Raw genomic sequence first — 25,870 nt, 5'->3', positions numbered from 1 at the left:
GTGTTCGGCGTCCTCGCACTGGAGCCGGAGCCCGTGGACCCCCGTCTCTGACACACGTTTCCGGCCGAGTCGTCCCAGCAGGGGGACGCGGCCGGACTCCGTGTCCCCACACCCCACATGTCCCTGGTTAACCGTCAGTTCCCGTGCTAACTTCGCAGGCCGGTCAGGCAGACGTACCGACTCATGGGGGACAGTCGGTGGAGACAGGCGCGGGATCCGGCGGAGCCGAGGGCGAGGCCGGGCATGCGCGAGGACTGGCCCTGCTGCTGGAGCTGACCGAGGCCCTGTGCGGACTCGGCTGCACGGAGGACCCCCAGGGGCGGGGTCAGTTCGCCGCGGTGCTCGGGGACCAGTTGGGCCGCCCCGTCGACCTGCGCGGTGTCAAACAGCGCGAGGACGTGGTCACCCTGGTCCGCACCGCCCTGAACGTGGCGGGCGGGGAGCACGTACTCGTCGCAGTGGTGCGCATCCTCGAAGGCCCCCTGGCCGGCGACGAACTGGACCGGCTGATCGCCCCCGATCCGCCCGCCGCGCCCGGGGCGCCGCCGGGCCCGCTCGGCAGCGACGACGAGACCGGCGCGCGCGCCGTCCTCGCCCGGGGCGAGCTCCCGGCCGGCCGGCTGCGCGACGACCTCGCCGAGGAACTCAACGGCCTCGACCTGCCCACCGGGCTCTTACCCGACCAGCTCTTCCTCCACGTCCTCGCGTGGAACGCCCAGCCGGACGGCCTGCCGCCCGCCGTCCTCCTCCTGGACCGGGCGGCCCTGCTCGCCGCCACGTCCGGTCACCGCGCTGCTCTGACGGACTGGGTCGACGACTGGGCGAAGCGGGCCGGCCTCCCCCAGGAGCTGCGGCGGCGCCGGGAGGCCCGCACCCGGGTCGCGAGGGACCCCGACATCCCCCGCGTCCTGATCGTCGCGGTGGAGCCCGCCCGGGACGGCTCCGACGACGTCGTCGTACGCCCCTGGCTCAACACCGTGCCGGGCCACTGGGACCCGCAGCCCGGCGCGCCGGCGGTGACCACCCTGGACGCGCTCGGCCCGGCCGTCGACGACGCGCTGCGGCAGGGCGCCCGGCTGTGGACCGGGCCGGGAGAGCCGGCCCCCGGTGGACGCGGGCAGCCGTCGGCGTACGTGGAGTTCGTCCTTCCGTACGACCTCCTCAACCACGATGTGGCGGGTTTGACGTACCGCATCGGCGACGGGCGGCCGTTGCCGCTCGGTCTGAAGTACGGGGTGCACCTACGGAGTCTGGAGCGGATGCGCACCGACGACGCGCTGGTGCGACACCAGTGGCAGGAGCGCTGGCAGGCGCTGCGGCAGCACGGGGTCGGCGTGCACGGCTGGAGCGAGCCGGACGCCTCGCGACTCGACGCGTGGCAGGCGACACTCGCGGGGGACACCAGACACACGGCCGTGGTGCTGGACGCCCCGGCCCGGGTCTCCGCCATGGAGGCACTCAAGGCGGCCATAGCGGAAGGCATCGGGCTGGCGGTGTGGGACCGCAGAGGAGCCTTCCCCGAGGAGCGGCGCGAGGTGGTGACGGCCGTGTTCGCCGCGGTGCCGACACCCGGTCAGATCCCGCTCGCCATCCACCGCCTGCGGCAGAACGCCGAACTGAACCGGCGGGGGCCCGGCCGGCTCCTGGGGCGGCACATCGGATTCTTCTGGGATGATCCCACTCGAATTGTCGACATGCACACAAACGAACCCGGCGATCTCGCCGGCGAGGAGGCACCGGCATGAGCGCGCAGGAACAGACGTCCCCGAACGGCTGGCGCGTGTTCCACGGCACCGGCCGGCCCCCCGTCGCCCCGCCCCCGCTGCCCCAGGCACCGCCCTGGCGACGCTTCCTCGGCACACCGCCCCAGCCCGCCCCGCCGGACGAGCCGGAGGCCGCGGTGCGCCGGCTGGGCCCCGGCGACGTCACCCCGCAGCTCGGTCCCGACGAGATCGACACCGTCAACGCCGCGCTGCTGCTGCGCCGGCCGCTGCTGATCACCGGTCCGCCCGGAATCGGCAAGTCCACGCTCGCCTACGTGATCTCCCGCGAACTGGGCCTGGGCCGGGTCCTGGAGTGGAGCATCGTCAGCCGGACCACACTGCGGGACGGGCTCTACGTCCACGACGCCATGGGCCGCGCACAGGCTATCGCCGCCTGGCAGGCCGGACTGCGCACCACCGCGGCCCGGGAACCGGACGGGACCGGACCGGCGACGGCCCACCCGGAGGGCGCGGCGCCCGCACCTGGTGACGTCAACCCGACGGTCGTATCAGCACACAGCCAACTCCCGCCCGTTCTCGGGGACTTCATCACCCTCGGGCCACTGGGCACCGCCCTGCTGCCCTACGATCGTCCCCGGGTACTCCTTGTCGACGAGCTCGACAAGAGTGACATCGACCTGCCGAACGACCTGCTGCACGTCCTGGAGAACGGAAGTTATGACGTCCCGGAACTGGTGCGCGACGCCGTGGACACCGCGCGCGTCCACACCAGCGACCCCACCGGCCGGGCACTGGTCCGGGACGGCCGCGTCGAGTGCCGGGAGTTCCCGGTCGTGGTGATCACCAGCAACGGCGAGCGCGAGTTCCCCGCGGCCTTCCGCCGGCGCTGCCTGCCGCTGGAGATGCGCACCCCGAGCCGCGAGCAACTGCTCGCCCTGGTGGAAGGACACCTGGGCGTCCGGCCCGAGGGCACCGAGCGACTGGTGGACGAGTTCGTCGGGCGCGTCCGGTCAGGCGGCACCCACTCCCTGGATCAGCTACTCAACGCTGTGCAGATGACTACCGCGGGTGGTTTCCAGGCGCACGGTGACGGGCGTAAGCTCGTGGAAATGCTGCTCCGCGACCTCGCGAAGGGCCGCTGAATGACCGGCTTTCCCAGGGAGCGCGCATCCGGACCGGGCGACGGTGATCCCGTATCAGGGACGTCGCCTCCGTCGGCGTTCCCCGAGTCCGTCGAAGGCGCGAGTGGGCACGGAGCGGCGCTCACCGCTGCCCCGGCCCGGCAAGCCGCCGCACGCGAGCAGCGGCCCCCGGACGGACCGGAGCCGTCCGACGCGCACTGGCGGGAGGTCGCCGAAGCGGTCTGGCTCGCCGCGTACTGGGACCGCCACGGCGGCCCGGGCACCGGCCGCCCGGAACCGGCGACGGACACCGCCCCCGACCGTCCGCGGCCCGCTCACCCGGCCGGCACCGGGACGGAGACCGAGCCCGGGGCCGGCACCGAGGACGCACGGCCGCCGGAACCGTCCTCGGCCGACGACGGCACACACGCCGCCGATCCCGCGCCCCCCTCGGCACCGGCCCTCGCCGACACCGCGTCCCGCGCCGCGCCCGCCCCACCGCACGACCCCGCCGACCGGCCCCCGCCCACCGGCCCGCCGGGCGGCGCGCACGACGGACAGGCCGCCCGCCGCCCGCTGTCACCCGACGCCGAGGGCACCTTCACGCTGCACGTCGGGCGGCCGCTGCTGCCCGCCGAGGAACGCCCCCGGCCCGGCCCCGGCCGCACCACCGCGCTGCTCGCCCGGGCCCTGCACCGACTGGCCCGCCGCATCCCCTCCCGCCACACCCTCGAGCTCGACGAGGAGGCCACCGCCGAGCAGGGCGTGTCGGACGGTCTGTGGCTGCCCTTCCTGCGGCCCGCCCGGGCCACCGCCTTCGACCTGGTGCTGCTCGTCGACGACGCCCCGACCATGCGGATCTGGCAGGAGACCTGCGCCCGCCTCGTCGAGGCCGCCGAACACAGCGGAGCCTTCCGCGGCGTCCGCGCCGTCCGGGTCCACGTGCCTCGCACGGGCACCGCCACTCTGCGCCGCCCCGACGACCGCGCCACGGCCGATCCCGCCGAACTCCTCGACGGCAGGGGCGGCCGCGTCTTCCTCGTCGTCACCGACGGGCTCTCCCACGGCTGGGCGGCCCCGGCCGCCGACGACCTGCTCGGCCGCCTCGGTCACGCCGGTCCGACGGCCCTCGTCCACCTGCTGCCGCCGCACCTGCGTCACCGCACCTCCCTCTACCCGTACCAGGCGGTCCTGGAGGCGGGCGGGTTCGGCGCCGCCAACGAGGGTCTCGGGCACTGGGCGCCGCCCGGCGGCCCGGATCCGCTGCGCCCGCTGCCCGAGGCCGGCGACGGCTCCGTTCCGGTGCCCGTGCTGTCCCTCAAACCCGGCTCCCTCGGCACCTGGGCCGACCTCGTCACCGGCGAGCGGGGCGTGCGCCGGTCGCTGCCCGTGGTCCTCGCCGGGGCTCTCGCCAAGGGCGCTCCCGCACCCGGTCTGCGCGCCCCGCGCCTGCCGCGCGCCGCCACCGCCGCCGTACGCCGCTTCTTCACGCTCGCCACCCCCGCCGCCCGCCGGCTCGCCACGCAACTGGCGGCCGTGCCCCTCGAGTTCGACCTCGTGGAGCAGTTACGGCGGCGCACCATGCCGGAGACCGGCCCCGACCACCTCGCCGAGATCCTGATGGGCGGGCTGATCGACTGGAACAGCGGCGGCGAGGGCCGCCCCGAGTTCGCCGACGGGGTCCGCGAGGCTCTGCTCGCCACCACGACCCGCAGTCAACTGGCTCGCACGGTCAGCATGGTGGGCGAGCTGCCGGCCGCCGGACGACGGGGTGTCGCCCTGCGGGCCGCCCTGCACGACCCGGCCGGAGCAGCCCTGCCCGACCCGGCCGAAGGCGGCTGGGTGCGCAGTGAACTGGCCGTGATGCGCGCCCTCTCGGGGCCCTACTCCGAACGGGCAAGGCGCATCGAACCCCGACTCTCCGGACGCCCGCCGTCCGGTGCGGCCGAACGGGTGGGCGCCGGTTTGCCCGCGGGTACACCCACTGAGGTGAACCCTGCGGGCGGCGGGGGATCATCCGGCGGCCGAGAAGGCAGTGATCCAGCGTCGAGCAACCCCGACGAACCTGGAGACCACGTGCCGCCCCTGGTACCCGACGCGACCCGACCCGAAGCCCCGGAGGCTGAGCAGCTCATGCAGAGCACCACGACCGCGACGCCCGCCCTACTGGTGAACGTTCCCCTGCGGAACACCTCGTTCGTCGGCCGGCAGGGGCTGCTGAGGGCCGTGGAGGAGCAACTGAGTTCCCAGGACACGGCCGCGGTGCTGCCGCACGCGCTGCACGGCCTGGGCGGCGTCGGCAAGTCCCAGCTCGCGCTGGAGTACATCTACACCCACCAGCACGACTACAAGGTGATCTGCTGGATCCCCGCCGAGCGGGAGAGCCTCATCCTGGCCACCCTCGCGACCCTCGCCGCCCGGCTGGGCATCGCCCCGGCGGGCCAGGACAGTGTCGGCAGCCTCACGGCCAACACCGCGGTGCCCGCCGTGCTGGAGGCGCTGCGCGCCGGGGCGCCGTACGACAACTGGCTCCTCGTCTTCGACAACGCGGAGAACGTCGACGCCGTGCGCCAGTACTTCCCCACCAACGGCCCGGGGAAGGTCGTGGTCACCTCCCGCAACCGCGCCTGGGAGCGGGTGGCCACCCCGCTGCCGGTGAACGTCTTCGAGCGCTCCGAGTCGATCGAGCTGCTCCAGAAGCGCTCGCCCGACCTGTCCACCGAGGACGCCGACCGGCTCGCCGAGGCCCTCGGCGATCTGCCCCTGGCCGTCGAACAGGCGGGCGCCTGGCGGGCGGTCACCGGCATGCTCGTGGACGAGTACCTCGACCTGCTCGCGCAGCGCAGTCCCGAGATCCTCGAGCTCGACCCCACCCCCGACTACCCGGTCTCCGTCGCCGCCGCCTGGGACATCTCGCTGGAGCGCATCCGGCAGAACAACCCGGGAGCCCGGCAGCTCCTCGACATCTGCGCCAGCATGGCACCGGAGCCGATCCCGCGGTCCATGCTGCGCGGCAGCCGCGGGGTCAGCGTGACCCCCGACGTCGACCCGCTGCTGCGCGAGTCGATCAAACTGAACCGGGCCGTACGCGACCTCAGCCAGTTCTCCCTGGTGAGGGTGGACCCGCGGTCCGACACCCTGCAGATGCACCGCCTGCTCCAGACGGTGCTCCTGGCCAAACTGAGCGCCGACGAGCGCGAACGGATGCGGGACGCCGCCCACCAACTGCTGTCGGCGGCCAAGCCCGGCCCCTCCGGTTCCTCGCTGGAATGGCGCGCGTACCAGGCGCTGCTGCCCCACCTCCTCGCCTCGCAGGCGGTGACCAGCACCGACACCTACGTGCGCGACCTGGTCTACGACACCGCGTGGTTCCTCTACTACTGGGGAGACCACGAGGGTGCCGCCTCCTTCGCGCGCCAGGCGTGGAACGCCTGGCTGGCGGCGTCCGGCGAGGAGGACGTCCAGGCCGTCCGCATGGCCAAGTGCCTGGCCTTCCTGCTGCGCCAGACCGGTCAGGTCGCCGAGTCCCTGCCGCTCACCGAGCGGGCACTGGAGGTGACCCGCCGGATCGGCGACGATCCGGAGAGCCTGATCGACTCCCTGTGCGAGCTGTCCGACGCGCGGGGCTACCAGGGCCGCTTCGAGGAGGTCCGGACCCTGACCCTGGAGGCCAGGGAGCTGGCCCGCTCCCTGTTCGGGCCGGACGACCCGACCGCCCTGCGCGCCACCCACGCCCACTGCGTGGGCCTCAGACTGTGCGGACAGTTCCGGGAGGCGCTGCCCCTCGACCAGGAGAACGCCCGGCAGCGCGAACTGCTCTTCGGCCCCGCGAGCTTCTTCGCCCTCAACGCGCTCAACGGCCTCTCCATCGACATGCGCGAGAGCGGCGACTACCCCGGTGCCCGGGACTTCCAGGAGGACGTCTACCGCCGCGCCCGCGGCACCCTCGGTGACGAGCACCCGCTGACCCTGCGCATCGCCCGCAACCTGGCGGTGTGCCGCCGCCGCGACGGAGCGCTCACCGAGTCCGCCAAGCTCGCCGAGGAGACCCTGCGGCACTTCCGGGCCCGCTACGGCCCCGATCACTTCGACTCTCTGTCGACCGCGACGAACCTGTTCGTCGACCAGCGACTGGCCGGTGACCTGGAGGCCTCGCGCGCGCTGGCCGAGGAGACCGTGCGCGGCCTTGTGCAGCGCCTCGGCGTGGACCACGCGCACACGCTCCTGGCGCAGGCCAACGCCGCCGCGACACTGCGGGCGATGGGTAACCTCGACGCCGCGCAGGAGATGGAGGACGCCGTGGCGGACCGGCTGAGCGAGACCGTGGGTCCGCACCACGTCCTCACCCTCACCGTGGCCATCGGACAGGCGAACACGGCGTACGCGCGGCTCGACTTCGACCGGGCGCACCAGATCGACGAGGCCAATCTGCCGCTGCTGGCCGAGCATGCGGGGGAGGATCATCCGCTGACCCTGTCGGTGACGGCGAACCTCGCCCTCGACCTGCGCGGGCTCGGCCGGGGAGCCGAGGCGGACGAACTGCAGCGCAAGGCGGTGGAGGGCTTCACCCGCGTGGTCCGTGCCGACAACCCCTGGCTCCTGGCGGCAAGCCGGCGCCGCCGCATCGAGTGCGACCTGGCTCCCATGCCGATCTAGGGCATCCCCGCCCCGGGTGCCGGGCGCCCGTGCCGGGTGTCGGGCCGCGGAGGTGGCGGAAGCGGCCGGGCGGGCCGTGGGAGGTGTACGCCCCCCCCACGCAGCCCCCACGGCCGCCCCTCACGGCCCGCCGGTCAGCCCGCGTCCGGCAGCGCGGCGGCCGGTGGATCGTCGGAGGCGCGTTCCCGCGGCAGCACGCCGGCGTCCGACGGCCGGGACCCGACGAGAACGTCGGGACCGTCGCCCGCGACGGTGTCCGGCCGGGCCGCGGCCAGCCGGCCGGCCAGCAGCAGCAACGGCTGGGTGAGAAGCGTCGTGGCCAGCGCCATGAGCACCAGGACCGTGTACAGGGGCTTGCTCAACAGCCCCGCCTGGAACCCCGCGTCGAGGGCGATCAGCTCGGTGAGCCCGCGGGTGTTCAGCAGGACCCCCACCGTCCGCGCGTCGTCGCGGCCCAGCCCGCCCAGCCGGGCCGCCGCCGTACCGCTGCCGATCTTCGTGGTGACCGCCAGCACCGTCACCACCAGCACCGCGACCCACCCCGAGGCCGTCAGGCTGTTCAGGACGACGGCCTGGCCCGAGAAGACGAAGAAGAAGGGCAGCAGCAGTGAAGCGATGGCGTGCAGCGGACGCAGCAGGTCGGGGTCGAGCGTGCCGTTCTTCTCACGCGGGCAGACGACACCGGCGAGCAGCGCGCCGCAGATGGCGTGCAGCCCCAGGTACTGCGTCACGCACGCCGACCCGAAGGCGAAGGCGATCAGCAGCGACAGCCGGAGCAGCGGCTCCATCCGGGTGCGCCACAGCAGCCTGCGCAGCAGCGGCCGGGCGACCACGAGCATCAGGCCGATGAAGGAGACCGCGGCCAACGCTCGCCACCCCGGGCCGAGCGACCGCTCCCCGGCACCGTCCAGCAGCGTGCCGGCCAGGACCGTCCAGCCGACGACGTCCATCAGCCCGGCGGCGGAGACCGCCAGCACGCCCGGAACCGAGCTGGCCAGGCCGTTCTCCCGCACCATGGCCGTGAGCACCGGCACCGCCGTTATCGACAGCGCGACACCCGCGAAGACGACCACGGCGGGACCGACCCGGGACACGCCCAGGCCGTGCAACTGTTCCCGGAACAGCAGCGCGGCGCCGCTGCCCGCGGCCATCGGCACCAGGAAGGCGGCGGCCGCCACGGTCAGTACCGTGCGCGCACGGTCGCCCAGCACCTTCAGGTCCAGTTCGTACCCGACCGCGAACAGGAACACCACCAGGGAGAACTGGGCCAGGCCCGTCAGTGCCGTCGTGAGTCCCGCCGGGAACAGCACCGAGTAGGCACCCGGTGCCGCGCTGCCGAGCAGCGAGGGGCCGAGGGCTATGCCCGCCACCAACTGACCGACGATGTAGGGCTGCTTCAGTCGCCGGGCGGTCCAGCCCGCTCCGTGACCGACCGCGAGGATCAGCGCCGAGGCGAGCAGGAAGTGCGTGACGGTCGAATCAGGGCTCACGGCGAGTCCCCCCGGTGTCCGGTTGTCGGTACCGGTCGCCCGGCGGTGGAACGGGCCGTCGACGCCGCGTCGGCCCGAGTACCGGAGGGTATGGGTACCTTGACGTCACCAAGGAGTCGTACACAGCAGGGCACTGGTGTCACGGGGGGCACATGACGGCGGTCGTTTTCATCCACGGCACGGGGGTGCGCGAACCGGGCTTCTCGAAGCTCGCGGGGCGCGTCGGAGCAGGGCTGACCACACTGCGCGACGGGCTGCGCATCGTCCCGTACTACTGGGGTGGCTCGCACGGCGCCACCCTCGCCGCCGGCGGGGCCAGCCTGCCGCCGGGGCCGGGAGCCACGGCCCGGGGACCGGCGGCGTTCGCGGGCGGTGCGGCCGCCGCCGAGGTCACCACGGCCGCCGGGGAGGACACCACGGACGCCTGGGCCGCCCGCTACGCCGATCCTTACGCCGAACTCGCGCTCGCCGCGGCCGGCGGCACTCCTGGCGCCGAACGGCCGCCCGGATCCGTTCCGCCCGAGCAGGGCCTGCGCGAGCGCCTGTTCGCGCTCGCCGCCCAGGGCGACGGACCCGCGGCCGAGTTGGGTGACGGCCTGTCCCGTGCCGCCGGTGAGCTCGCCGTCCATCCGCTCCTCGGCCCGGCCGCCGACGCCCTCGGCCCCGGCGATCTGGCGGCCGTCGCCGCGCGCAGCCTCACCGCGCGGATCATCGCCGACGCCCTCGACACCGACACACCTCTCGTACCGGGCGGCGACATCCGCGACGCGGTCGCCGAACGGCTCGCCGCGGCCCTCGGCGCCCCCGCCCCCGGCACGGAACGCGGAGTGCGCTCCATGGCACTGCGGATCGCGGGCTCCGCGGCATCCCGTGCCGCCGTGCGCCGCCGACGCGCCCTCACGGAAGCCGCCCACCCCGCGGCCGCGGACATCCTGCGCTACCTCAGCCGCGGCGCCGCTGTCCGTGCCGACCTGCGCGCACTCGTCGAAGGACTGCGGCCCCCCGTCGTCCTCATCGGCCACAGCCTCGGCGGCATCATCGCCCTGGACACACTGATCTCGGCACCGCTGCCCCAGGTCCGGCTCCTGGTGACGGCCGGTTCCCAGGCACCCTTGCTGTACGAGTCGGGGTCCCTGCCCACCCTGGAACACCCCGCTCCGCTGCCGCCGCACGTCCCGGACTGGCTGAATCTCTACGATCCGCGGGACCTGCTCTCCTACCTCGGGGAGGGCCTCTTCCCGGGGCGCGTCACCGACACGGCGGTCGACAGCCGCCAGCCCTTCCCGGCCGCGCACAGCGCCTACTGGACGAATCCCGAGGTCTTCCGCCACATCGTGGAACGCCTGCCGTGACCGGCCCCGAGTCCACCACCGCGCCGGCGGGAACACCCTCCGCGCCGCGCCTCGACCCCGCGCGGGTGCACGCGCTGATCGTCGGCATCGAGGCCTACGGCGCCGGCCCGCCCTGGGACCTGCCCGGGCCCGCCCGGGACGCCGTGCGCTTCCGGCACGTGCTGCGGACGGCCGGGGTGCCGGAGGACAACCTCCACGTCCACCTGTCACCGCTGCCGCCGTACGCCCCCGCAGTGCCGTACGCCCCCGCCGACCACGCCACCCTCCGCCGCGCCCTGGTGCGCCACCTGCCGCAGGTATCCGGCGACGTCCTGTGGGTGTGGTGGGGCGGCCACGGTGTGCTCGATCTCGCCGGCCACCTCAGACTGTTCTGCGCGGACGCCACCACCGCAGACAAGCTGGGCATCGACCTGGACTCCGCGCTGGCACGGTACGCCGGGGACGCCGTGCCGGGATTCGCCGAGCAGTTGTGGATCGTGGACGCCTGCGAGACCTTCGAGGAGGACCTGGCCTTTCGCGAGCAACTGCCGCCGGACGCACTGCCCGTGGGGCGCCGCACCCTCGGCCACCGGCAGACGGTGCTGCGGGCCGCTGGCCGCGGCCGGGCCGCCGCCAACGACCCGCGGCGCGCCACCGGGCTCTTCTCCGACGTGCTGCTCGCCCTGCTGACCGAGCGGAGTGACGCGCTGCCCGCGCCGCCGGATGCGGAGGAACTGTTTCCGGCCGTACGGGCGCGCATCGCGGCCCTCAGGGAGTCGGGCCGTACTCTGCAGCATCCCGAGATCCGGTTGCAGGGCCCCGACCGTACCGAGTCGCTGGGGCCGCCGGCGCGCGCCCCGGTGACCCGTCCGGCCTCGCCGCTGGCGCGGGCGGTCGAGGCGCTCCTCGCCTACCCCTTGATGGGCGACCCCGCCGAACGGCAGACCGTGCTGGCCGCGTTGGACCCGGGGGTCACGGCGGTGCTGCCCCGCCACACCAAGGCCCGCACGGACGCGGCCGGAATCCTGAACGCGCTCGCCCGACGCCGTCCCGAGGAGCTGTGGACGCTGTACGACGCCGTCGTGGCCGTCGACGACGACGCCGATCGGAAGGCTGAACTGGGGTCGGCCCTCGACGCGTTGGCGGCATCGACGAGACCCGGCGGAGGCCGGCGGTGATCGAGTGGCGTGATCGTACGGTTTTCGACAGCGCTGGAAATGGCCATGATGGAAGGAACACGTGCACGAGGCATCGAGTGCCATCGTGCGAGAAGGGGGAGCACCTTGGACCAGCCGCCCGCTCTGCACCGAGCCGCAGCCGCCGCCCGTGAGCCGGCCGCCGCTGTGGGTGCCGACGTCTGGGAGTCGGACCTGTCCGACCTCGCGGGGCTGCCCCTGACCGCAGTGGACGGTCTGGCGCCGCTTCGCCCCACCGCCCGTCTGCTGGAAGAGGTACTGCGTGCCCGTGGCGGAGTCCGCGGTGGCCAGGACGGTGGTGGTGCCCGGGCCGAATAGTCGCTGCCCGCTGCCCGCCGCACGTCGTACGTCGCACCCTTGACGGGTCCGGCCGTGCGCCTGCCGGGGCCCCTGCCTGCCCGCACCCGCAACCGGAGGTCCCCGCCCATGACCGGTGAGCCGCGCCCTGCCGTCTTCCGCATGCCGGAGCGGCTCTTCGCGGAACTGGCCGCCGGAGGCGGCGCCGTGGAGGCCGTCTCCTTCCTGGCACGGGCGGAACGGGCCCGCCGACTTCTCCTGTTGCGCACGCTGCTCGACCGTCTGGCGGGCGTGCCCACCCCGCTGGCCGCGCCCGCCGAGGCCTGGTCCGTTCTCAAGGAGGCCGCCGAGCGGGTCCCGGAGGCGGTCGAAGGGCTGCTGGCCGCCCCGGCCACCGGCGGATGGATCGCCCACATGCTGCGCCGGCTGCACGGCACCGCCACCGGGCCTCCCCTGTGGGCGGAAGCGGGTCACCTGAACCTGCTGGCCCTCACCGCGACCCTGCACGCCGGCCTGGAGACGACCCTCGAAGTCCCGCTCACCGACGGGACGGTGTACCTCCCGGCCCTGGGACAGGCCCGGCTTCCCCAGGCGGAGCCGGGCCTCACGGTGGCCCTGGCCGCGACGACGAGCCGGGGCGAACTGACCCTCTCGGCCCAGCGGCGCGACGGCTCCCCGACGACCATGACCTGCCGACCGGCCACCACACCGGCCACCGCACCGGCCACCACCCGGCCCGTCCCGCCCACCGGGCCTCCTACGCCGTCTGCGTCCGCTTCCGTGGGGCCCTGCGCGCCGTCGGCGTCCGGTTCTCCCGGGTCTTCCGCGCCGCCCGAGTCCGGTTCCCTCGACCCTCCCGCGCCGTCGGCGTCCGGTTGCCTCCGGTCTTCCGTGTCGCCTGCGTCCGGCTCCGTGGGGCCGCCCTCTGTGCCGTCTGCTTCCGGTTCTCCCGCGCCGTCGGCGTCCGGTTCCCCCGGGCCCTCCGTGCCACCTGGGCCCGGCTCCCTCGCGCCGTCGGACGAGCCGTCGGACGCCGCCGGGCCGGTGACCACCACGGACGCCTCGCTCCGGCCCGCGCCCACCGCCGCATCGCCCCCCGCCCGCCCGGCGCCCCCGGAGCGCGCTCCCACCGACGCCCGTCGCGTGTCGTCGGCGACGGCCGCCACGCCGTCGGCCGTCCGCCCGGTGACACCGGCCCGGGGTGCCACTTCGCCGACGCCCGGTCCGCCGTCGCCCGGCCCGGGACGCGTCCCGGAGCCGCACACGCCGGGGCCGGCAGCACCCGCCGGTGACGCCGACGGGCCCTCCTGGCTCCCCCTGCGGACCCTCACCCACACCACCCCCGCCGGCCCCGTCGCGATACCCCTCGACGACCTCGGCCCCTACCGCGACCTCGACGATCCGGTCCCGCCCGCCCGGCTCCACGCCGGTGAGGCGGCGGAGTGGCAGCGGGTCTTCGACGGCGCCGTCGCGATCCTCGCGGGGGCCGGCGGCGGTCAGGGGCCGGGGCGACTCGACCCGGCCCTCATACGCGCCGTCGTGCCCTACGGCCGTACCGCCCCCACCCCGCCCGCTCCGCCGAGCGTCGCCGTCTCCGCGTCCAGCGGCGACTCCTTCGGCGCCATGCTGATATCCCGCCCGGCATCCGCGCTCGCCCTCGCCGAGACCCTCGTCCACGAGTTCCAGCACAGCAAGCTCGCCGCGCTCCTCCACCTCTTCCCCCTCCTCGACGACGACCGCGAGGAGCGCTACTACGCCCCCTGGCGTGCCGACCCGCGCCACCTCACCGGGCTGCTGCACGGCGCGTACGCCTTCACCGGCGTCGCCGGCTTCTGGCGGGACCGGTTCGAGGAGCCGGAGCACGCCGAGGCCGCCGCCTACCACTTTGCGCTGCGCCGGCTGCAGAGCCGACTGGTCGTACGGACCCTCCTGACCAGTGCCCGGCTCACCCCGCCGGGGCGCCGGCTCGTCGAGGGCCTCGCCCGGACGCTGGACGGCTGGCTGCGCGTACCCGTCGACCCGGCCGCCCTGACCCGGGCCCGTACGGCCGCCGCCCTGCACCGCACCCAGTGGCGGCTGCGCAACGTAGCGGTGCCGCCCGGGCCGGACGGCACCCTCCGTTTCCGGCCGGACCGCGGTTTCTGGCCCGACCCGCGCACCCACGCGTTCGCCACCCGCCCCGTCGCCCCCCGTACCCCCGACGAGCACCTCGCCGCCGGTGACCCGGCCACCGCGCTGGCCGGCTACGCCGGGGGACTCGCCCGTGACCCGGCCGACCCCCACGCGCTGTCCGGCTGGATCGTCGCCCGCGCGGCCCTGGACCCGGGGCACCTGACCCGCCGCCCGCTCGCCCGCCCGGAGCTGCTCCAGCCCCAGCCCAGCGGCTGAAGCGGGGGGCACGGGTCTGGGCAAGCAGGGGGTGAACAGGCGCCCGAATGGTCAGGATGGTGGCATGGGATTCCAAGTCGACTCCGAAGCCGGGCGGCTCACCCGCGTCATCCTGCACCGGCCGGACCTCGAGCTCAAAAGGCTCACCCCCAGCAACAAGGACGCCCTTCTCTTCGACGACGTGCTCTGGGTGCGCCGGGCGCGCGCCGAGCACGACGGGTTCGCCGACGTGCTCCGCGACCGCGGAGTCGCGGTGCACCTCTTCGGCGACCTGCTCACCGAGACCCTGGACGTCCCGGCGGCCCGGCGGCTCGTCCTGGACCGGGTCTTCGACGAGAAGGAGTACGGAGTGCTGGCCACGGACCATCTCCGGGCCGCCTTCGAGACCCTGCCGACCCGCGAACTCGCCGAGGCCCTGGTCGGCGGCATGACCAAGCGGGAGTTCCTCGACGCGCATCCGGAGCCGACCTCCGTGCGCTTCCACGCCATGGAGCTGGACGACTTCCTGCTCGGGCCGCTGCCCAACCACCTCTTCACCCGGGACACCTCGGCCTGGATCTACGACGGCGTCTCCATCAACGCCATGCGCTGGCCCGCCCGGCAGCGCGAGACGGTCCACTTCGAGGCGATCTACCGGCACCACCCGCTGTTCCGGGACGAGACGTTCCACCTCTGGTCCGAGGGGCAGGCCGACTACCCCTCCACCATCGAGGGCGGCGACGTCCTCGTCATCGGCAACGGCGCGGTACTCATCGGCATGAGCGAGCGCACCACACCCCAGGCGGTCGAGATGCTCGCCTACAAGCTGTTCGCGGCGGGCTCCGCGCGCACGATCGTGGCCCTCGACATGCCCAAGCGGCGGGCCGTCATGCATCTGGACACCGTGATGACCATGGTGGACGGCGACACCTTCACGCAGTACGCCGGGCTCGGCATGCTCCGCTCGTACACGATCGAGCCGGGCGCGGGGGAGAAGGACCTGAAGGTCACCGACCATCCGCCGGAGCACATGCACCGCGCGATCGCCGCCGCGCTCGGCCGGGGGGAGATCCGGGTCCTGACCGCCACCCAGGACGTCCACGCCGCCGAACGCGAGCAGTGGGACGACGGCTGCAACGTCCTGGCCGTCGAGCCGGGCGTGGTCGTCGCCTACGAGCGGAACGCCACCACCAACACCCACCTGCGCAAACAGGGCATCGAGGTGATCGAGATCCCGGGCAGTGAGCTGGGGCGGGGCCGGGGCGGGCCGCGCTGCATGAGCTGTCCGGTGGAACGAGCGGCTGTATAGAAATTCAGAAGTTCGTATACACTTCCAACCGTCCCCGTCCCTGCACCTCTGGAGCGCCCCCATGGCGACAGTCCCGACCGCCCTCGCCGGCCGCCACTTCCTCAAGGAGACCGACTTCACCGCGGACGAGTTCCGCGGCCTGGTCGAGCTGGCCGCGGAGCTGAAGGCCGCGAAGAAGGCCGGGGCCGAGACACCGTACCTGCGGGGCAGGAACATCGCGCTGATCTTCGAGAAGACGTCGACGCGCACGCGTTGCGCGTTCGAGGTCGCCGCCGCCGACCAGGGTGCCTCGACGACGTACCTCGACCCCGCGGGCTCGCAGATCGGTCACAAGGAGTCCGTGAAGGACACCGCGCGGGTGCTGGGGCGCATGTTCGACGGGATCGAGTACCGGGGCGACAGCCAGCGGAAGGTCGAGGAGCTGGCGGCCTTCGCCGGCGTGCCCGTCTACAACGGTCTGACCGACGACTGGCACCCCACCCAGATGCTCGCCGACGTGCTCACGATGACCGAGCACAGCGCCAGGCCCCCGCACGAGATCACGTTCGCCTACCTCGGCGACGCCCGCTTCAACATGGGCAACTCCTACCTGGTCACCGGCGCCCTGCTCGGCATGGACGTACGCATCGTCGCCCCGAAGTCCTACTGGCCCGCCCAGGAGGTCGTCGACCGGGCGAGGGCGCTCGCCGAGTCGAGCGGGGCGCGCGTCACGCTCACCGAGGCCCTGGACGAGGGCGTGCGCGGCGCCGACTTCGTCGTCACCGACGTCTGGGTCTCCATGGGCGAGCCCAAGGACGTCTGGGCCGAGCGGATCAAGGCCCTCGCCCCGTACGCGGTGACCATGGACGTCCTGCGCGCCACCGGCAACCCGGACGTGAAGTTCCTGCACTGCCTGCCCGCCTTCCACGACCTGGGCACCAAGGTCGGCCAGGAGGTCTTCGAGGCCCACGGTCTCGAGTCCCTGGAGGTCACGGACGAGGTCTTCGAGTCCGCGCACTCGGTCGTCTTCGACGAGGCGGAGAACCGGTTGCACACCATCAAGGCGGTCCTGGTCGCCACGCTGGCCTGACCGTCCATGCGGTCCGGGCTGCCACCCGGCCTGACCGTCAAGGCGGTCCGGGCTGCCACCCGGCCTGACCGTCAAGGCGGTCTGGGCTGCCACCCGGCCTGACCGGCAAAGCGGTCCTGGTCGCCGCGCCGGCCTGACCGGCAAAGCGGTCCCGGCCGTAACCCGGCCCGGACCGGGCGGCGGCCCGGACCGATGCGGTGACCAGGCCCGTTTATCCTGACCGGCGGCCCCGGAGCCACCCCTTCCGGTGCCACCGTTCGCGACCACCGTCGCGCCCCCCCGCACCACCAGAAACGAGCACCACCCGCAATGCCCGCTTCCCGCGTCAAATCCCCCCACCTCCTCGTCGCCGAATCCGGCGCCGACCGCGAAGGCCACGGCCTCAAGCGCACGATGGGGCTGTTCCAACTCGTCTGCTTCGGCGTCGGCGCGATCGTCGGCACCGGCATCTTCGTCGGTCTGTCCGACTCGGTCGCCGAGGCCGGCCCGGCCGTCGTCGTCTCCTTCGTGCTGGCCGCCGTCACCTGCGTCTTCACCGCGTTCGCCTTCGCCGAGCTGGGCGGCGCGATCCCGGTCTCCGGCTCCTCGTACTCCTTCGCCTACGCCGGACTCGGCGAGCGCACCGCCTTCCTGGTCGGCTGGTGCCTGCTCCTGGAGTACGGCGTGTCCGTCTCCGCGGTCGCGGTCGGCTGGAGCCAGTACGTCAACGAACTGCTCGACAGCGCCCTCGGTGTCCAGTTGCCGCACGCGCTCTCCGCGGGCCCCGGCGACGGCGGCGCGGTCAACCTGCCCGCGGTGATCGTCATCGCCCTGGCCTGCGTGCTGCTGGTGCGCGGGGTGCGGGAGAGCGCCCGGGCCACGGCCGCGATGGCCGTCCTCAAGCTGGCCGTCCTGGTCGCCTTCTGCGCCGTCGGCTTCCTCGCCTTCGAGGACGGCAACCTCAGCCCGTTCTCCCCGGCCGGCCTCGGCGGGATCGGCGCCGGCACCACGGCCGCCTTCTTCTCGTACATCGGCTTCGACGCGATCACCACGGCCGGCGAGGAGGCCAAGAACCCGCGCCGGGACATCCCCATCGCGATCCTGGTCTGCATCGGCCTGGTCACCCTGCTGTACTGCGCGGTCGCCGTCGCGGCGATCGGTGCCGTCGGCGGCGACGCGGTCGGCGACCGGCCCGCCGCGCTGTCGTACGTCGTGAACGAGGTCACCGGCTCCACGGTCGGCGGCGGCGTGGTCGCCTTCGGCGCGGTCGTCGCCATCGCCTCGGTGGTGCTCGCCGTGATGTACGGCCAGACCCGCATCCTGATGTCCATGTCCCGCGACGGTCTGATCCCGCGCGTCTTCGAGAAGGTCTCGCCGCGCACCGCGACCCCCGTCGCCGGCACGCTCGTCGTCGGCGTGGTCTTCGCCCTCCCGGCGGCCTTCGCCCCGCTGGACGCGGTGGTCAACCTGTGCACCATCGGCACGCTGGCCACCATGGCCGCCGTGAACGTCTCGGTGATCACGCTGCGCCGCCGCGAGCCGGGCCTCGCCCGCACCTTCCGGGTGCCGCTCTACCCGGTGACGCCGCTGCTCGGGGTCGGTTTCTGCCTGTACCTGATCTACGAGACGGGTGCGGCGACCTGGCTCCAGTTCGCGGTGTTCCTCGTCGTGGGCCTGCTGGTGTACGCGGCCTACGGGCGCCGGCACTCCCGCCTCGCCCGGGCCGGCGCGGAGGTCACGCCGGAGGGCGACGCTGAGCGGGTACCGCGGGGAGCCTGAACCAGACCGCCTTGCCCGCCCCGTTGGGCCGGTGACCGCAGGACGAGCTCAGGGCGCGGATCAGCAGCAGACCTCGCCCGTGCTCCTGCCAGGGGTCGGGCGGCTCCACACCGGGCCGGGTGAGGTCACCGGGCGGCGCCGGGTCCGGGTCGTGCACCTCGACCTGGCAGCCGGTCGGCATCAGCTCCACCACCAGCTCGATCGGCGACCCGCCCGAGGTGTGCTCGACGGCGTTGGCGACCAGCTCCGCCGTGAGCAGCTCCGCGGTGTCGCCGTCCGCCGTGTGCTCCAGCTCGGCCAGCGCCGTACGGACCAGGGCACGGGCGACCGGCACGGCCGCGGCGGAGTGCGGCAGCGCGATGCGCCAGGAGGCGGGAGCTTGGGGATGATCGTGCACGGCGAGTCCGTTCCGGAGCAGGCTGTCGTCCTGTCCTGCTTTCAACCTTATGAATGGTACGGCGCCACCCGGCAGAGGCGTTCGACGGGCACCTCCCGGGACCTTCGGCCCCGGTACGGGGCGGCCTACCCAGGTGAACGCCGCACCTCGCCCGGGTGCTCGCGCTGTTACCGCGTTATCGACGTCCGGTGACTTCCGACGGACCAGGGTATCGCGCACTCGTGACGACGGTCACGGATGAGTGATAGCTTCGAGACGTAGCGAGACGTAGCGCTCAGTGAGGCCGTGCCCGCCCTAGGAGGCCGCCCGTCATGAGTCCCTTCACCGGCTCCGCCGCCCCCACCCCCGACTGGCGGCACCTGCGCGTCGATCTCACCGACGGCGTCGCCACCGTCACCCTCGCCCGGCCCGACAAGCTCAACGCCCTCACCTTCGAGGCCTACGCCGACCTGCGCGACCTCCTCGCCGAGCTGTCCCGGTCGAGGTCCGTACGGGCTCTGGTGCTGGCCGGCGAGGGACGCGGCTTCTGCTCCGGGGGCGACGTCGAAGAGATCATCGGCGCGACCCTGTCCATGGACACCGCCCAGTTGCTGGACTTCAACCGCATGACGGGCCAGGTGGTGCGGGCCGTCAGGGAGTGCCCGTTCCCGGTGATCGCCGCGCTGCACGGCGTCGCGGCGGGCGCGGGCGCGGTCCTCGCGCTGGCCGCCGACTTCCGGGTCGCCGACCCGACCGCCCGCTTCGCCTTCCTCTTCACCCGCGTCGGCCTGTCCGGCGGCGACATGGGCGCCGCCTACCTGCTGCCCCGCGTCGTCGGACTCGGCCACGCCACCCGGCTGCTGATGCTCGGCGAACCGGTGCGGGCGCCCGAGGCCGAGCGGATCGGCCTGATCAGCGAGCTGACCGACGAGGGCCGGGCCGAGGAGGCCGCCCGGTCCCTCGCCCGCCGCCTGGCCGACGGCCCAGCCCTGGCGTACGCCCAGACCAAAGCCCTCCTCACCGCCGAACTGGACATGCCGCTCGCGGCGGCGGTGGAGCTGGACGCCGCCACCCAGGCCCTCCTGATGAACGGCGAGGACTACGCCGAGTTCCACACGGCCTTCACGCAGAAGCGCCCGCCGAAATGGCGGGGGCGGTGACCGTGCCGGCGAAAGGGACGCGGGGCAGTGCCGGTCGCGGGGCGCGGCCGGCCACGGACCACCCGCGGTCGCCGCACGAGACAGACCGCCCCCTGCGTGTGGCGGTCGTCGGCGGCGGCCCCGGCGGCCTCTACGCCGCCGTCCTCCTCAAACGCCTCGACCCCCACCGTCAGGTCACCGTCTGGGAACGCAACGCCCCCGACGACACCTTCGGCTTCGGGGTCGTCCTGTCCGACGAAACCCTGGGCGGCATCGAACACGCCGACGCGGTCGTCTACGCGGCGCTCAAGAAGGACTTCGTCCGCTGGGACGACATCGCGATCGTGCACCGGGGCACCCGCCACACCTCCCAAGGGCACGGCTTCGCGGCTCTCGGCCGACACCGCCTCCTGGAGATCCTGCACGAGCGCTGCCACGCCCTCGGCGTCGAGCTGCGCTTTCGCACCGAGGCACCGGACCCGGTCCTGCTGGCGGAGACGCACGACCTCGTCGTCGCCGCCGACGGAGTGCACAGCACCACCCGCGAGGCCTACCGCGACGCGTTCCGGCCCACCCTCACCGGCCACCGGTGCCGCTACATCTGGCTGGCCGCCGACTTCGCCCTCGACGCCTTCCGCTTCGAGATCGCCGAGACCGAGCACGGCGTGATGCAGCTCCACGGCTACCCGTACTCCCGCCCGTCACCCGGCCACGTTTCCGCGAGCAGGTCCGCCGGGCCGCAGGGCCGGTCCGCGTCGACCGTCATCGTGGAGATGCGCGAGGAGGTCTGGCGGGCGGCCGGCTTCGACGACATGGACGAAGGAGAGTCCGTCGACCGCTGCGCCAAGATCTTCGCGGACGCCCTCGGCGGCCGGCCGCTGAGGCCCGACAAGTCGACGTGGACCACGTTCCGCACCGTGGTCAACGAACGCTGGTCGCACGGCAACACCGTCCTCGTCGGCGACGCCGCCCACACCGCCCACTTCTCCATCGGCTCCGGCACCAAGCTGGCCGTGGAGGACGCCCTCGCGCTCGCCGCCTGCCTGGAGGAACAGCCCACCCTCACGCAGGCGCTCACCGCCTACGAGGAGGAGCGGCGGCCCGTCGTCGCCTCCACGCAGCGGGCGGCCCGGGCCAGCCTGGAGTGGTTCGAGGACCTCTCCCGGTACCTGGACCAGCCGCCCCGCCAGTTCGCCTTCAACCTGCTCACCCGGAGCCGCCGCGTCACCCACGAGAACCTGCGGCTGCGCGACGCCCGTTTCACCGGCTCCGTCGAGCGCGAGTTCGGCTGCCCGCCCGGCACACCCCCGATGTTCACCCCGTTCCGGCTGCGCGGCCTGACCCTGCGCAACCGCGTCGTCGTCTCCCCGATGGACATGTACTCGGCCACCGACGGCGTGCCCGGCGACTTCCACCTGGTCCACCTGGGGGCCAGGGCCCTCGGCGGCGCCGGACTGGTCATGACCGAGATGGTGTGCGTCAGCGAGCAGGGCCGCATCACCCCCGGCTGCGCGGGTCTCTACACCGGCCGGCAGGGCGAGGCGTGGAAGCGGATCACGGACTTCGTGCACGCGCGGGCGCCCGGCACCGCGATCGGCGTGCAGCTCGGGCACAGCGGACGCAAGGGCTCGACGCGGCTGATGTGGGAGGGCATGGACGAACCGCTCCCCGACGGCAACTGGCCCCTCGTCGCCGCCTCCGCACTGCCCTACAAGCCGGGTGGCCAGACCCCGCGCGCCCTGTCCCGGGCGCAGCTCACGGACGTCCGGGAGCAGTTCACGGCCGCCGCCGCCCGGGCCGCCCGGGCCGGTTTCGACCTGCTCGAACTGCACTGCGCCCACGGGTACCTGCTCTCCGGCTTCCTGTCCCCGCTCACGAACCACCGCACCGACGCCTACGGCGGCTCACCGCAGAAGCGGCTCCGCTTCCCGCTGGAGGTCTTCGACGCCGTACGCGCCGTGTGGCCCGAGGACCGGCCCATGACCGTACGCGTGTCCGCCACGGACTGGGCCGAGGGCGGCACGAGCCCCGAGGAGGCCGTGGCGATCGCCCGCGCCTTCGCGGCGCACGGCGCCGACGCCCTCGACGTGTCCACGGGGCAGGTCGTGGCGGATGAGCGCCCTCGATTCGGGCGGTCGTACCAGACGCCGTACGCGGACCGCGTCCGGCACGAGGCGGGCGTCCCGGTGATCGCCGTGGGCGCGATCTCCTCCTGGGACGACGTGAACTCGCTGATCCTGGCGGGCCGCACCGACCTGTGCGCACTCGCCCGCCCCCACCTCTACGACCCGCACTGGACGCTGCACGCGGCCGCCGAGCAGGGCTACGAGGGGCCGGGGGCCGTGTGGCCCGCACCGTACCGGGCGGGCAGCCGCCGGCCGGTGACCGGACGCACCGATGCCCCCAAGCCGAGGCTCACGCTGCGCGGCCCGCGTCAGGACGTGTAGCCCCAGGCCGCGCAGATCCCGCGCAACCGCTCGGGGACCTCGTCCTCCTTCGGCAGCGCGCGCCCCGGCTGCACGGTGCCGGTGCGGATGTTCTCCCGCCAGTCGCCGAGCCCGCGGACCAGCTCACGGCCACTCTTCCTGCCGTAGTTCAGCATCGCCGGCGCGTAGTCGACACCGAGGAACGCGCACAGGCGGCGCATCTCCCGCTCGGGGTCGGCGGTGACGTCCTCATAGCGCACGGTGAATCCCTCGGCGTCGGCCGCGCGGGCCTCCTCGACGGCCGTCATATAGCGCAGGACGTCGGTGACGGCCTTGTCGTACGGCCGCTTGACGGGATCGCTCTCGTGCCAGGAACGGGCGATCGACTCCGGGTGGCGCAGCAGGAAGACGAAGCGGGCGTCGGGCCAGCAGTCCTTGAGGCGTCGGTACATGTACGCGTTGGCCGGAGTCTTCTCGACCACGAAGTCCTTGCCCGACCTGACCAGTTCACGGTGCAGGACGCGGTCCCACAGCAGATGCTCCAGATCACCGCGCTCCAGGCCGAGGACGCCCATCGCGCGCTCGGAGAACCAGTTGGTGCAGGTGACCTCCAAGCGGCCGATGTGCAGCTCGTGCGGGGCGTGCAGCCGCGGGTGGGCGCCGAGCATCATGCGCAGCAGGGTGGAACCGGAGCGGATGGACGAGATGATGAAGACGGGCTGCCGCAGCAGCCGGTCGGTCGCCAGCTCCTCGGCCGACGGACACCGGTACGTGGCAGCCGGCCGCTCCGCGGGCTCCGGCGGCGGGGCGGCCCTCTTCCCCTTCGCGTCCTTAGCTGCCTGGGGGGCTCTCCGTACCTGGAGGCCGGTGGTGACGGTGAGGGCCCGGTTCAAGTTGCGCGCGAGACTCATGCGTCCGCACGGTAGGTGAGAAACCTGAGCAGAGGGTCTGAGAAGCCTGAGGGTTCCCTGATCCCGGAGAAGTGTGACGCGAGTCACGGGTCTGGGCGGTCCGTGGGTGCCCCGGGCGTCGCGTAGACCGCGCCCGCGTCGCGCAGCCGCTCGTGCAGGGCCCGGAAGACGGCCGCCGAGCGGGTGCCCGGCCAGTCCTCGGGCAGCAGGCGGTCGGGCAGCCCCGGGTCGGTGTAGGGCAGGTGACGCCAGGAGTCCAGGGCGAGGAGATAGTCGCGGTACGCCTCCTCGGGCGGGGTGTCGGCCCGGCGCTCCCAGTCGTGCAGCACGCGCGCGTGGCGGTCGAGGAACGCCTCGTGCTCCTTGGCGATCGCGGTCAGGTCCCACCAGCGGGCCGCCGCCTCGGCGGTCGGCGTGAAGCCCAGGTGCTCACCCCGGAAGAAGTCCACGTAGGTGTCCAGGCCCAGGCGGCCCAGCGCGTGCCGGGTCTCCTCGTACAGACGGGCCGGGGCGATCCACACACCGGGGGCCGCGCTGCCGAAGCCGAGACCGGCCAGGCGGGAGCGCAGCACGTGCCGCTTCTGCCGCTCCGACTCGGGCACGGAGAACACGGCGAGCACCCAGCCCTCGTCCGCGTAGGGCGTCGTGGCGTAGATGCGCCGATCGCCGTCCTCCAGCAACTGCCTCGCCTCGTCGGACAGTTCGTAACCGGCCGCGCCCTCGGCCGTGCGTGCGGGCAGGAGCAGCCCGCGCCGCTTCAGCCGGGACACCGACGAGCGTACGGAGGGGGCGTCCACCCCGACCGCGGCCAGCAGCCGGATCAGCTCGGCGACGGGCACCGGGCCCGGCGCGAAACGGCCGTACGCGCCGTAGAGCGTGACGATCAGGGATCTCGGGGCGTGCTGCGCGTGCTGGTCGGACACGTTGATCATCTTAGGTTGTCGTCATCACGCCTGGTCGCCCCGGGGATCGGGATCGGCATCGGGATGGTGCGGGGCCAGGAGCCGGTAGCGCTGCAGCTTGCCGGTCGCCGTGCGCGGCAGCGCGTCCAGGAAGACGATCTCGCGCGGGCACTTGTACGGCGCCAGCTCGGACCGGAGGAACGCGCGCAACGCGTCGGCGTCCCGCTCGGCGCCCTCCTTCAGTACGGCGTGGGCCACCACGACCTGTCCGCGGTGCGCGTCGGGCCGGCCCACCACGGCCGCCTCCACCACGTCCGGATGGCGCAGCAGCGCGTCCTCCACCTCCGGCCCGGCGATGTTGTACCCGGCGGAGATGATCATGTCGTCGGCGCGGGCCACGTAGCGGAAGTAGCCGTCGGGCTCGCGGACGTAGGTGTCGCCGGTGATGTTCCAGCCGCCGCGCACGTACTCCCGCTGCCGCGGATCGGCGAGGTACCGGCAGCCCACCGGCCCGCGCACCGCCAGCAGCCCGGGCTCCCCGTCGGCCACCGGCTCGCCCTTCCCGTCCTGTACGCGCGCGTGCCATCCCGGCACCGGGACGCCGGTCGTGCCGGGCCTGATGTCGTCGTCGGCCGCGGAGACGAAGATGTGCAGCAGCTCGGTCGCGCCGATGCCGTTGATGAGGCGCAGTCCGGTGCGCTCGTGCCAGGCTTGCCAGGTGGCCGCGGGCAGGTTCTCGCCCGCCGAGACGCAGCGGCGCAGACACGTCACGTCGTACGCGTCCAGCTCGTCGAGCATCGCGCGGTACGCCGTCGGCGCGGTGAACAGCACCGACACCCGGTGCTCGGCGACCGCGGGCAAGAGCTGCCTCGGGCCCGCCTGTTCGAGGAGCAGCGCGCTCGCCCCGGCCCGCATCGGGAAGACCACCAGCCCGCCGAGCCCGAAGGTGAAACCGAGCGGGGGGCTGCCCGCGAAGAGGTCGTCGGGGCGCGGCTTGAGCACGTGCTCGGAGAAGGTGTCGGCGATCGCCAGCACGTCGCGGTGGAAGTGCATGCAGCCCTTGGGCCGCCCGGTGGTCCCCGAGGTGAAGGCGATCAGCGCCACGTCGTCGGCCGCGGTGTCCACGGCCTGGTACGGCCGGTCCGGCGCGGTGCCGGCCTGCGTACGGGTGAGCAGGTCGCCGGCCGCGTCCCCGCCGTAGGTGGTGATCCGCAGCCCGGGGACCTCCGCCTCGGCGAGGTCGTCGACGGCCCGGACGTCGCACAGGGCGTGCCCCACCCGGGCGATCTCGCAGATGACGCGCAGTTCGTGCGGGCGCTGCTGGGCCAGCACGGTCACCGCCACCGCGCCCGCCTTCAGCACCGCCAGCCAGCAGGCGGCCAGCCACGGGGTGGTGGGGCCGCGCAGCAGCACCCGGTTGCCCGGGACCACACCGAGGTCGCCGGTGAGGAGGTGGGCGAGCCGGTCGACGCGGTCCCGCAGCCCGCCGTAGGTCCAGCGGTCACCGGACGCGGTGCGGAAGACCGGGCGGTCGTCGGGCGGGCCGGCGAGCAGCTCGGCGGCGCAGTTCAGCCGCTCGGGGTAGCGCAGTTGCGGCAGGTCGAAGAGGAGCTCGGGCCACTGGTCCGGGGGCGGCAGGTGCTCGCGCGCGAAGGTGTCGACGTGGGCCGAGCGGTGCGGATCTGCGCGGTGCGGATCTGCCATGGCGGTTCGCCCCCTTTGTCGTGGTGGGCTCGCGCAAGGAGCGTATCGTGTTGGTGACGACAGTCAACGGTGCGCGATAACCTCGGGCGTGGCC

17 protein-coding genes are annotated in these 25,870 nt (G+C 73.8%); 12 read left to right on the top strand and 5 right to left on the bottom strand.

The window, feature by feature from the left end; genetic code table 11:
* The first annotated feature begins 197 nt into the window (after window positions 1-197).
* Genes B1H29_RS09040 through fxsT form a run of 3 tightly spaced genes read left to right on the top strand, consistent with a single transcriptional unit; the run spans window position 198 to window position 7,501 of the window.
* A complete protein-coding gene (locus tag B1H29_RS09040) occupies window positions 198-1,745 on the top strand; it encodes an effector-associated domain 2-containing protein (protein WP_055419748.1) in 1,548 nt (515 codons plus the stop codon).
* Window positions 1,742-2,866, top strand: coding sequence for an AAA family ATPase (locus B1H29_RS09035; RefSeq protein ID WP_055419747.1), 1,125 nt, complete (start codon window positions 1,742-1,744; stop codon window positions 2,864-2,866). The genes B1H29_RS09040 and B1H29_RS09035 overlap by 4 nt, the downstream gene beginning before the upstream one ends.
* Window positions 2,867-7,501: an FxSxx-COOH system tetratricopeptide repeat protein gene (gene fxsT / locus B1H29_RS09030; protein WP_055419746.1), complete on the top strand. Its 4,635-nt coding sequence runs from the start codon at window positions 2,867-2,869 to the stop codon at window positions 7,499-7,501.
* 134 nt (window positions 7,502-7,635) lie between these two features.
* Here the strand turns inward: fxsT and B1H29_RS09025 are convergent, their stop codons facing one another.
* Window positions 7,636-8,991: a cation:proton antiporter gene (locus B1H29_RS09025; RefSeq protein WP_079160112.1), complete on the bottom strand. Its 1,356-nt coding sequence runs from the start codon at window positions 8,989-8,991 to the stop codon at window positions 7,636-7,638.
* A 152-nt stretch (window positions 8,992-9,143) separates the two neighbouring features.
* Here B1H29_RS09025 and B1H29_RS09020 point away from each other — a divergent pair, with 152 nt between their 5' ends.
* From B1H29_RS09020 to B1H29_RS08990, 7 genes are all read left to right on the top strand, one after another.
* A complete protein-coding gene (locus tag B1H29_RS09020) occupies window positions 9,144-10,343 on the top strand; it encodes an alpha/beta fold hydrolase (protein WP_055419745.1) in 1,200 nt (399 codons plus the stop codon).
* Window positions 10,340-11,500 carry an effector-associated domain 2-containing protein gene (locus B1H29_RS09015; protein ID WP_055419744.1) on the top strand — a complete coding sequence of 387 codons (1,161 nt, stop codon included), beginning with the start codon at window positions 10,340-10,342 and terminating at the stop codon, window positions 11,498-11,500. The genes B1H29_RS09020 and B1H29_RS09015 overlap by 4 nt, the downstream gene beginning before the upstream one ends.
* 105 nt (window positions 11,501-11,605) lie before the next feature.
* Window positions 11,606-11,836, top strand: coding sequence for a hypothetical protein (locus B1H29_RS09010; protein WP_055419743.1), 231 nt, complete (start codon window positions 11,606-11,608; stop codon window positions 11,834-11,836).
* 108 nt (window positions 11,837-11,944) lie between these two features.
* On the top strand, window positions 11,945-14,203 hold the full coding sequence (locus tag B1H29_RS09005; protein ID WP_234393081.1) for an aKG-HExxH-type peptide beta-hydroxylase: 2,259 nt from the start codon (window positions 11,945-11,947) through the stop codon (window positions 14,201-14,203).
* 64 nt (window positions 14,204-14,267) lie between these two features.
* Complete coding sequence (locus B1H29_RS09000; RefSeq protein WP_055419742.1) at window positions 14,268-15,491, top strand: arginine deiminase; 1,224 nt, start codon at window positions 14,268-14,270, stop codon at window positions 15,489-15,491.
* A gap of 61 nt (window positions 15,492-15,552) precedes the next feature.
* A complete protein-coding gene (gene argF, locus B1H29_RS08995; protein WP_055419741.1) occupies window positions 15,553-16,560 on the top strand; it encodes an ornithine carbamoyltransferase in 1,008 nt (335 codons plus the stop codon).
* A 309-nt stretch (window positions 16,561-16,869) separates the two neighbouring features.
* Window positions 16,870-18,318 (top strand): amino acid permease, encoded by a 1,449-nt coding sequence (locus B1H29_RS08990; protein WP_055419740.1) that lies wholly within the window; start codon window positions 16,870-16,872, stop codon window positions 18,316-18,318.
* On the opposite strand, the gene B1H29_RS08985 is transcribed toward B1H29_RS08990, so the two are convergent.
* Window positions 18,275-18,760: an ATP-binding protein gene (locus tag B1H29_RS08985; RefSeq protein ID WP_079160111.1), complete on the bottom strand. Its 486-nt coding sequence runs from the start codon at window positions 18,758-18,760 to the stop codon at window positions 18,275-18,277. The genes B1H29_RS08990 and B1H29_RS08985 overlap by 44 nt on opposite strands.
* A gap of 266 nt (window positions 18,761-19,026) precedes the next feature.
* On the opposite strand from B1H29_RS08985, the gene B1H29_RS08980 reads away from it, so the two are divergent.
* Both B1H29_RS08980 and B1H29_RS08975 read left to right on the top strand, forming a co-directional pair.
* A complete protein-coding gene (locus tag B1H29_RS08980; protein ID WP_055419738.1) occupies window positions 19,027-19,854 on the top strand; it encodes an enoyl-CoA hydratase family protein in 828 nt (275 codons plus the stop codon).
* Window positions 19,839-22,280 carry a bifunctional salicylyl-CoA 5-hydroxylase/oxidoreductase gene (locus tag B1H29_RS08975; RefSeq protein ID WP_055419737.1) on the top strand — a complete coding sequence of 814 codons (2,442 nt, stop codon included), beginning with the start codon at window positions 19,839-19,841 and terminating at the stop codon, window positions 22,278-22,280. Before B1H29_RS08980 ends, B1H29_RS08975 begins: the two co-directional genes overlap by 16 nt.
* Here B1H29_RS08975 and B1H29_RS08970 read toward each other — a convergent pair.
* The 3 genes from B1H29_RS08970 to B1H29_RS08960 form a co-directional block, all read right to left on the bottom strand.
* Window positions 22,268-23,170: a sulfotransferase family protein gene (locus B1H29_RS08970; RefSeq protein WP_055419736.1), complete on the bottom strand. Its 903-nt coding sequence runs from the start codon at window positions 23,168-23,170 to the stop codon at window positions 22,268-22,270. The genes B1H29_RS08975 and B1H29_RS08970 overlap by 13 nt on opposite strands.
* An 83-nt stretch (window positions 23,171-23,253) precedes the next feature.
* The gene (locus B1H29_RS08965) at window positions 23,254-24,102 is read right to left on the bottom strand and encodes a PaaX family transcriptional regulator (RefSeq protein ID WP_055419735.1); all 849 of its coding nucleotides are present in this window, start codon (window positions 24,100-24,102) and stop codon (window positions 23,254-23,256) included.
* 15 nt (window positions 24,103-24,117) lie between these two features.
* A complete protein-coding gene (locus B1H29_RS08960) occupies window positions 24,118-25,839 on the bottom strand; it encodes an AMP-binding protein (protein ID WP_409350921.1) in 1,722 nt (573 codons plus the stop codon).
* Window positions 25,840-25,870: the final 31 nt, after the last annotated feature.

This window comes from Streptomyces pactum (genome assembly GCF_002005225.1).
In the GTDB taxonomy this organism is placed as follows: domain Bacteria; phylum Actinomycetota; class Actinomycetes; order Streptomycetales; family Streptomycetaceae; genus Streptomyces; species Streptomyces pactum_A.
Note: the sequence above shows the minus strand (reverse complement) of the source record. Positions and strands in the feature narration are given on the sequence as shown.

What these genes read in the sequence shown, in the direction of transcription:
- B1H29_RS09035 (WP_055419747.1), top strand. Translation starts at nt 1,742, where the DNA reads ATGAGCGCGCAGGAACAGACGTCCCCGAACGGCTGGCGCGTGTTCCAC.
- B1H29_RS08975 (WP_055419737.1), top strand. Translation starts at nt 19,839, where the DNA reads ATGGCGGGGGCGGTGACCGTGCCGGCGAAAGGGACGCGGGGCAGTGCC.
- B1H29_RS09000 (WP_055419742.1), top strand. Translation starts at nt 14,268, where the DNA reads ATGGGATTCCAAGTCGACTCCGAAGCCGGGCGGCTCACCCGCGTCATC.
- B1H29_RS08990 (WP_055419740.1), top strand. Translation starts at nt 16,870, where the DNA reads ATGCCCGCTTCCCGCGTCAAATCCCCCCACCTCCTCGTCGCCGAATCC.
- B1H29_RS08965 (WP_055419735.1), bottom strand. Translation starts at nt 24,102, where the DNA reads ATGATCAACGTGTCCGACCAGCACGCGCAGCACGCCCCGAGATCCCTG.
- B1H29_RS08970 (WP_055419736.1), bottom strand. Translation starts at nt 23,170, where the DNA reads ATGAGTCTCGCGCGCAACTTGAACCGGGCCCTCACCGTCACCACCGGC.
- B1H29_RS09005 (WP_234393081.1), top strand. Translation starts at nt 11,945, where the DNA reads ATGACCGGTGAGCCGCGCCCTGCCGTCTTCCGCATGCCGGAGCGGCTC.
- fxsT (WP_055419746.1), top strand. Translation starts at nt 2,867, where the DNA reads ATGACCGGCTTTCCCAGGGAGCGCGCATCCGGACCGGGCGACGGTGAT.
- argF (WP_055419741.1), top strand. Translation starts at nt 15,553, where the DNA reads ATGGCGACAGTCCCGACCGCCCTCGCCGGCCGCCACTTCCTCAAGGAG.
- B1H29_RS08980 (WP_055419738.1), top strand. Translation starts at nt 19,027, where the DNA reads ATGAGTCCCTTCACCGGCTCCGCCGCCCCCACCCCCGACTGGCGGCAC.
- B1H29_RS09020 (WP_055419745.1), top strand. Translation starts at nt 9,144, where the DNA reads ATGACGGCGGTCGTTTTCATCCACGGCACGGGGGTGCGCGAACCGGGC.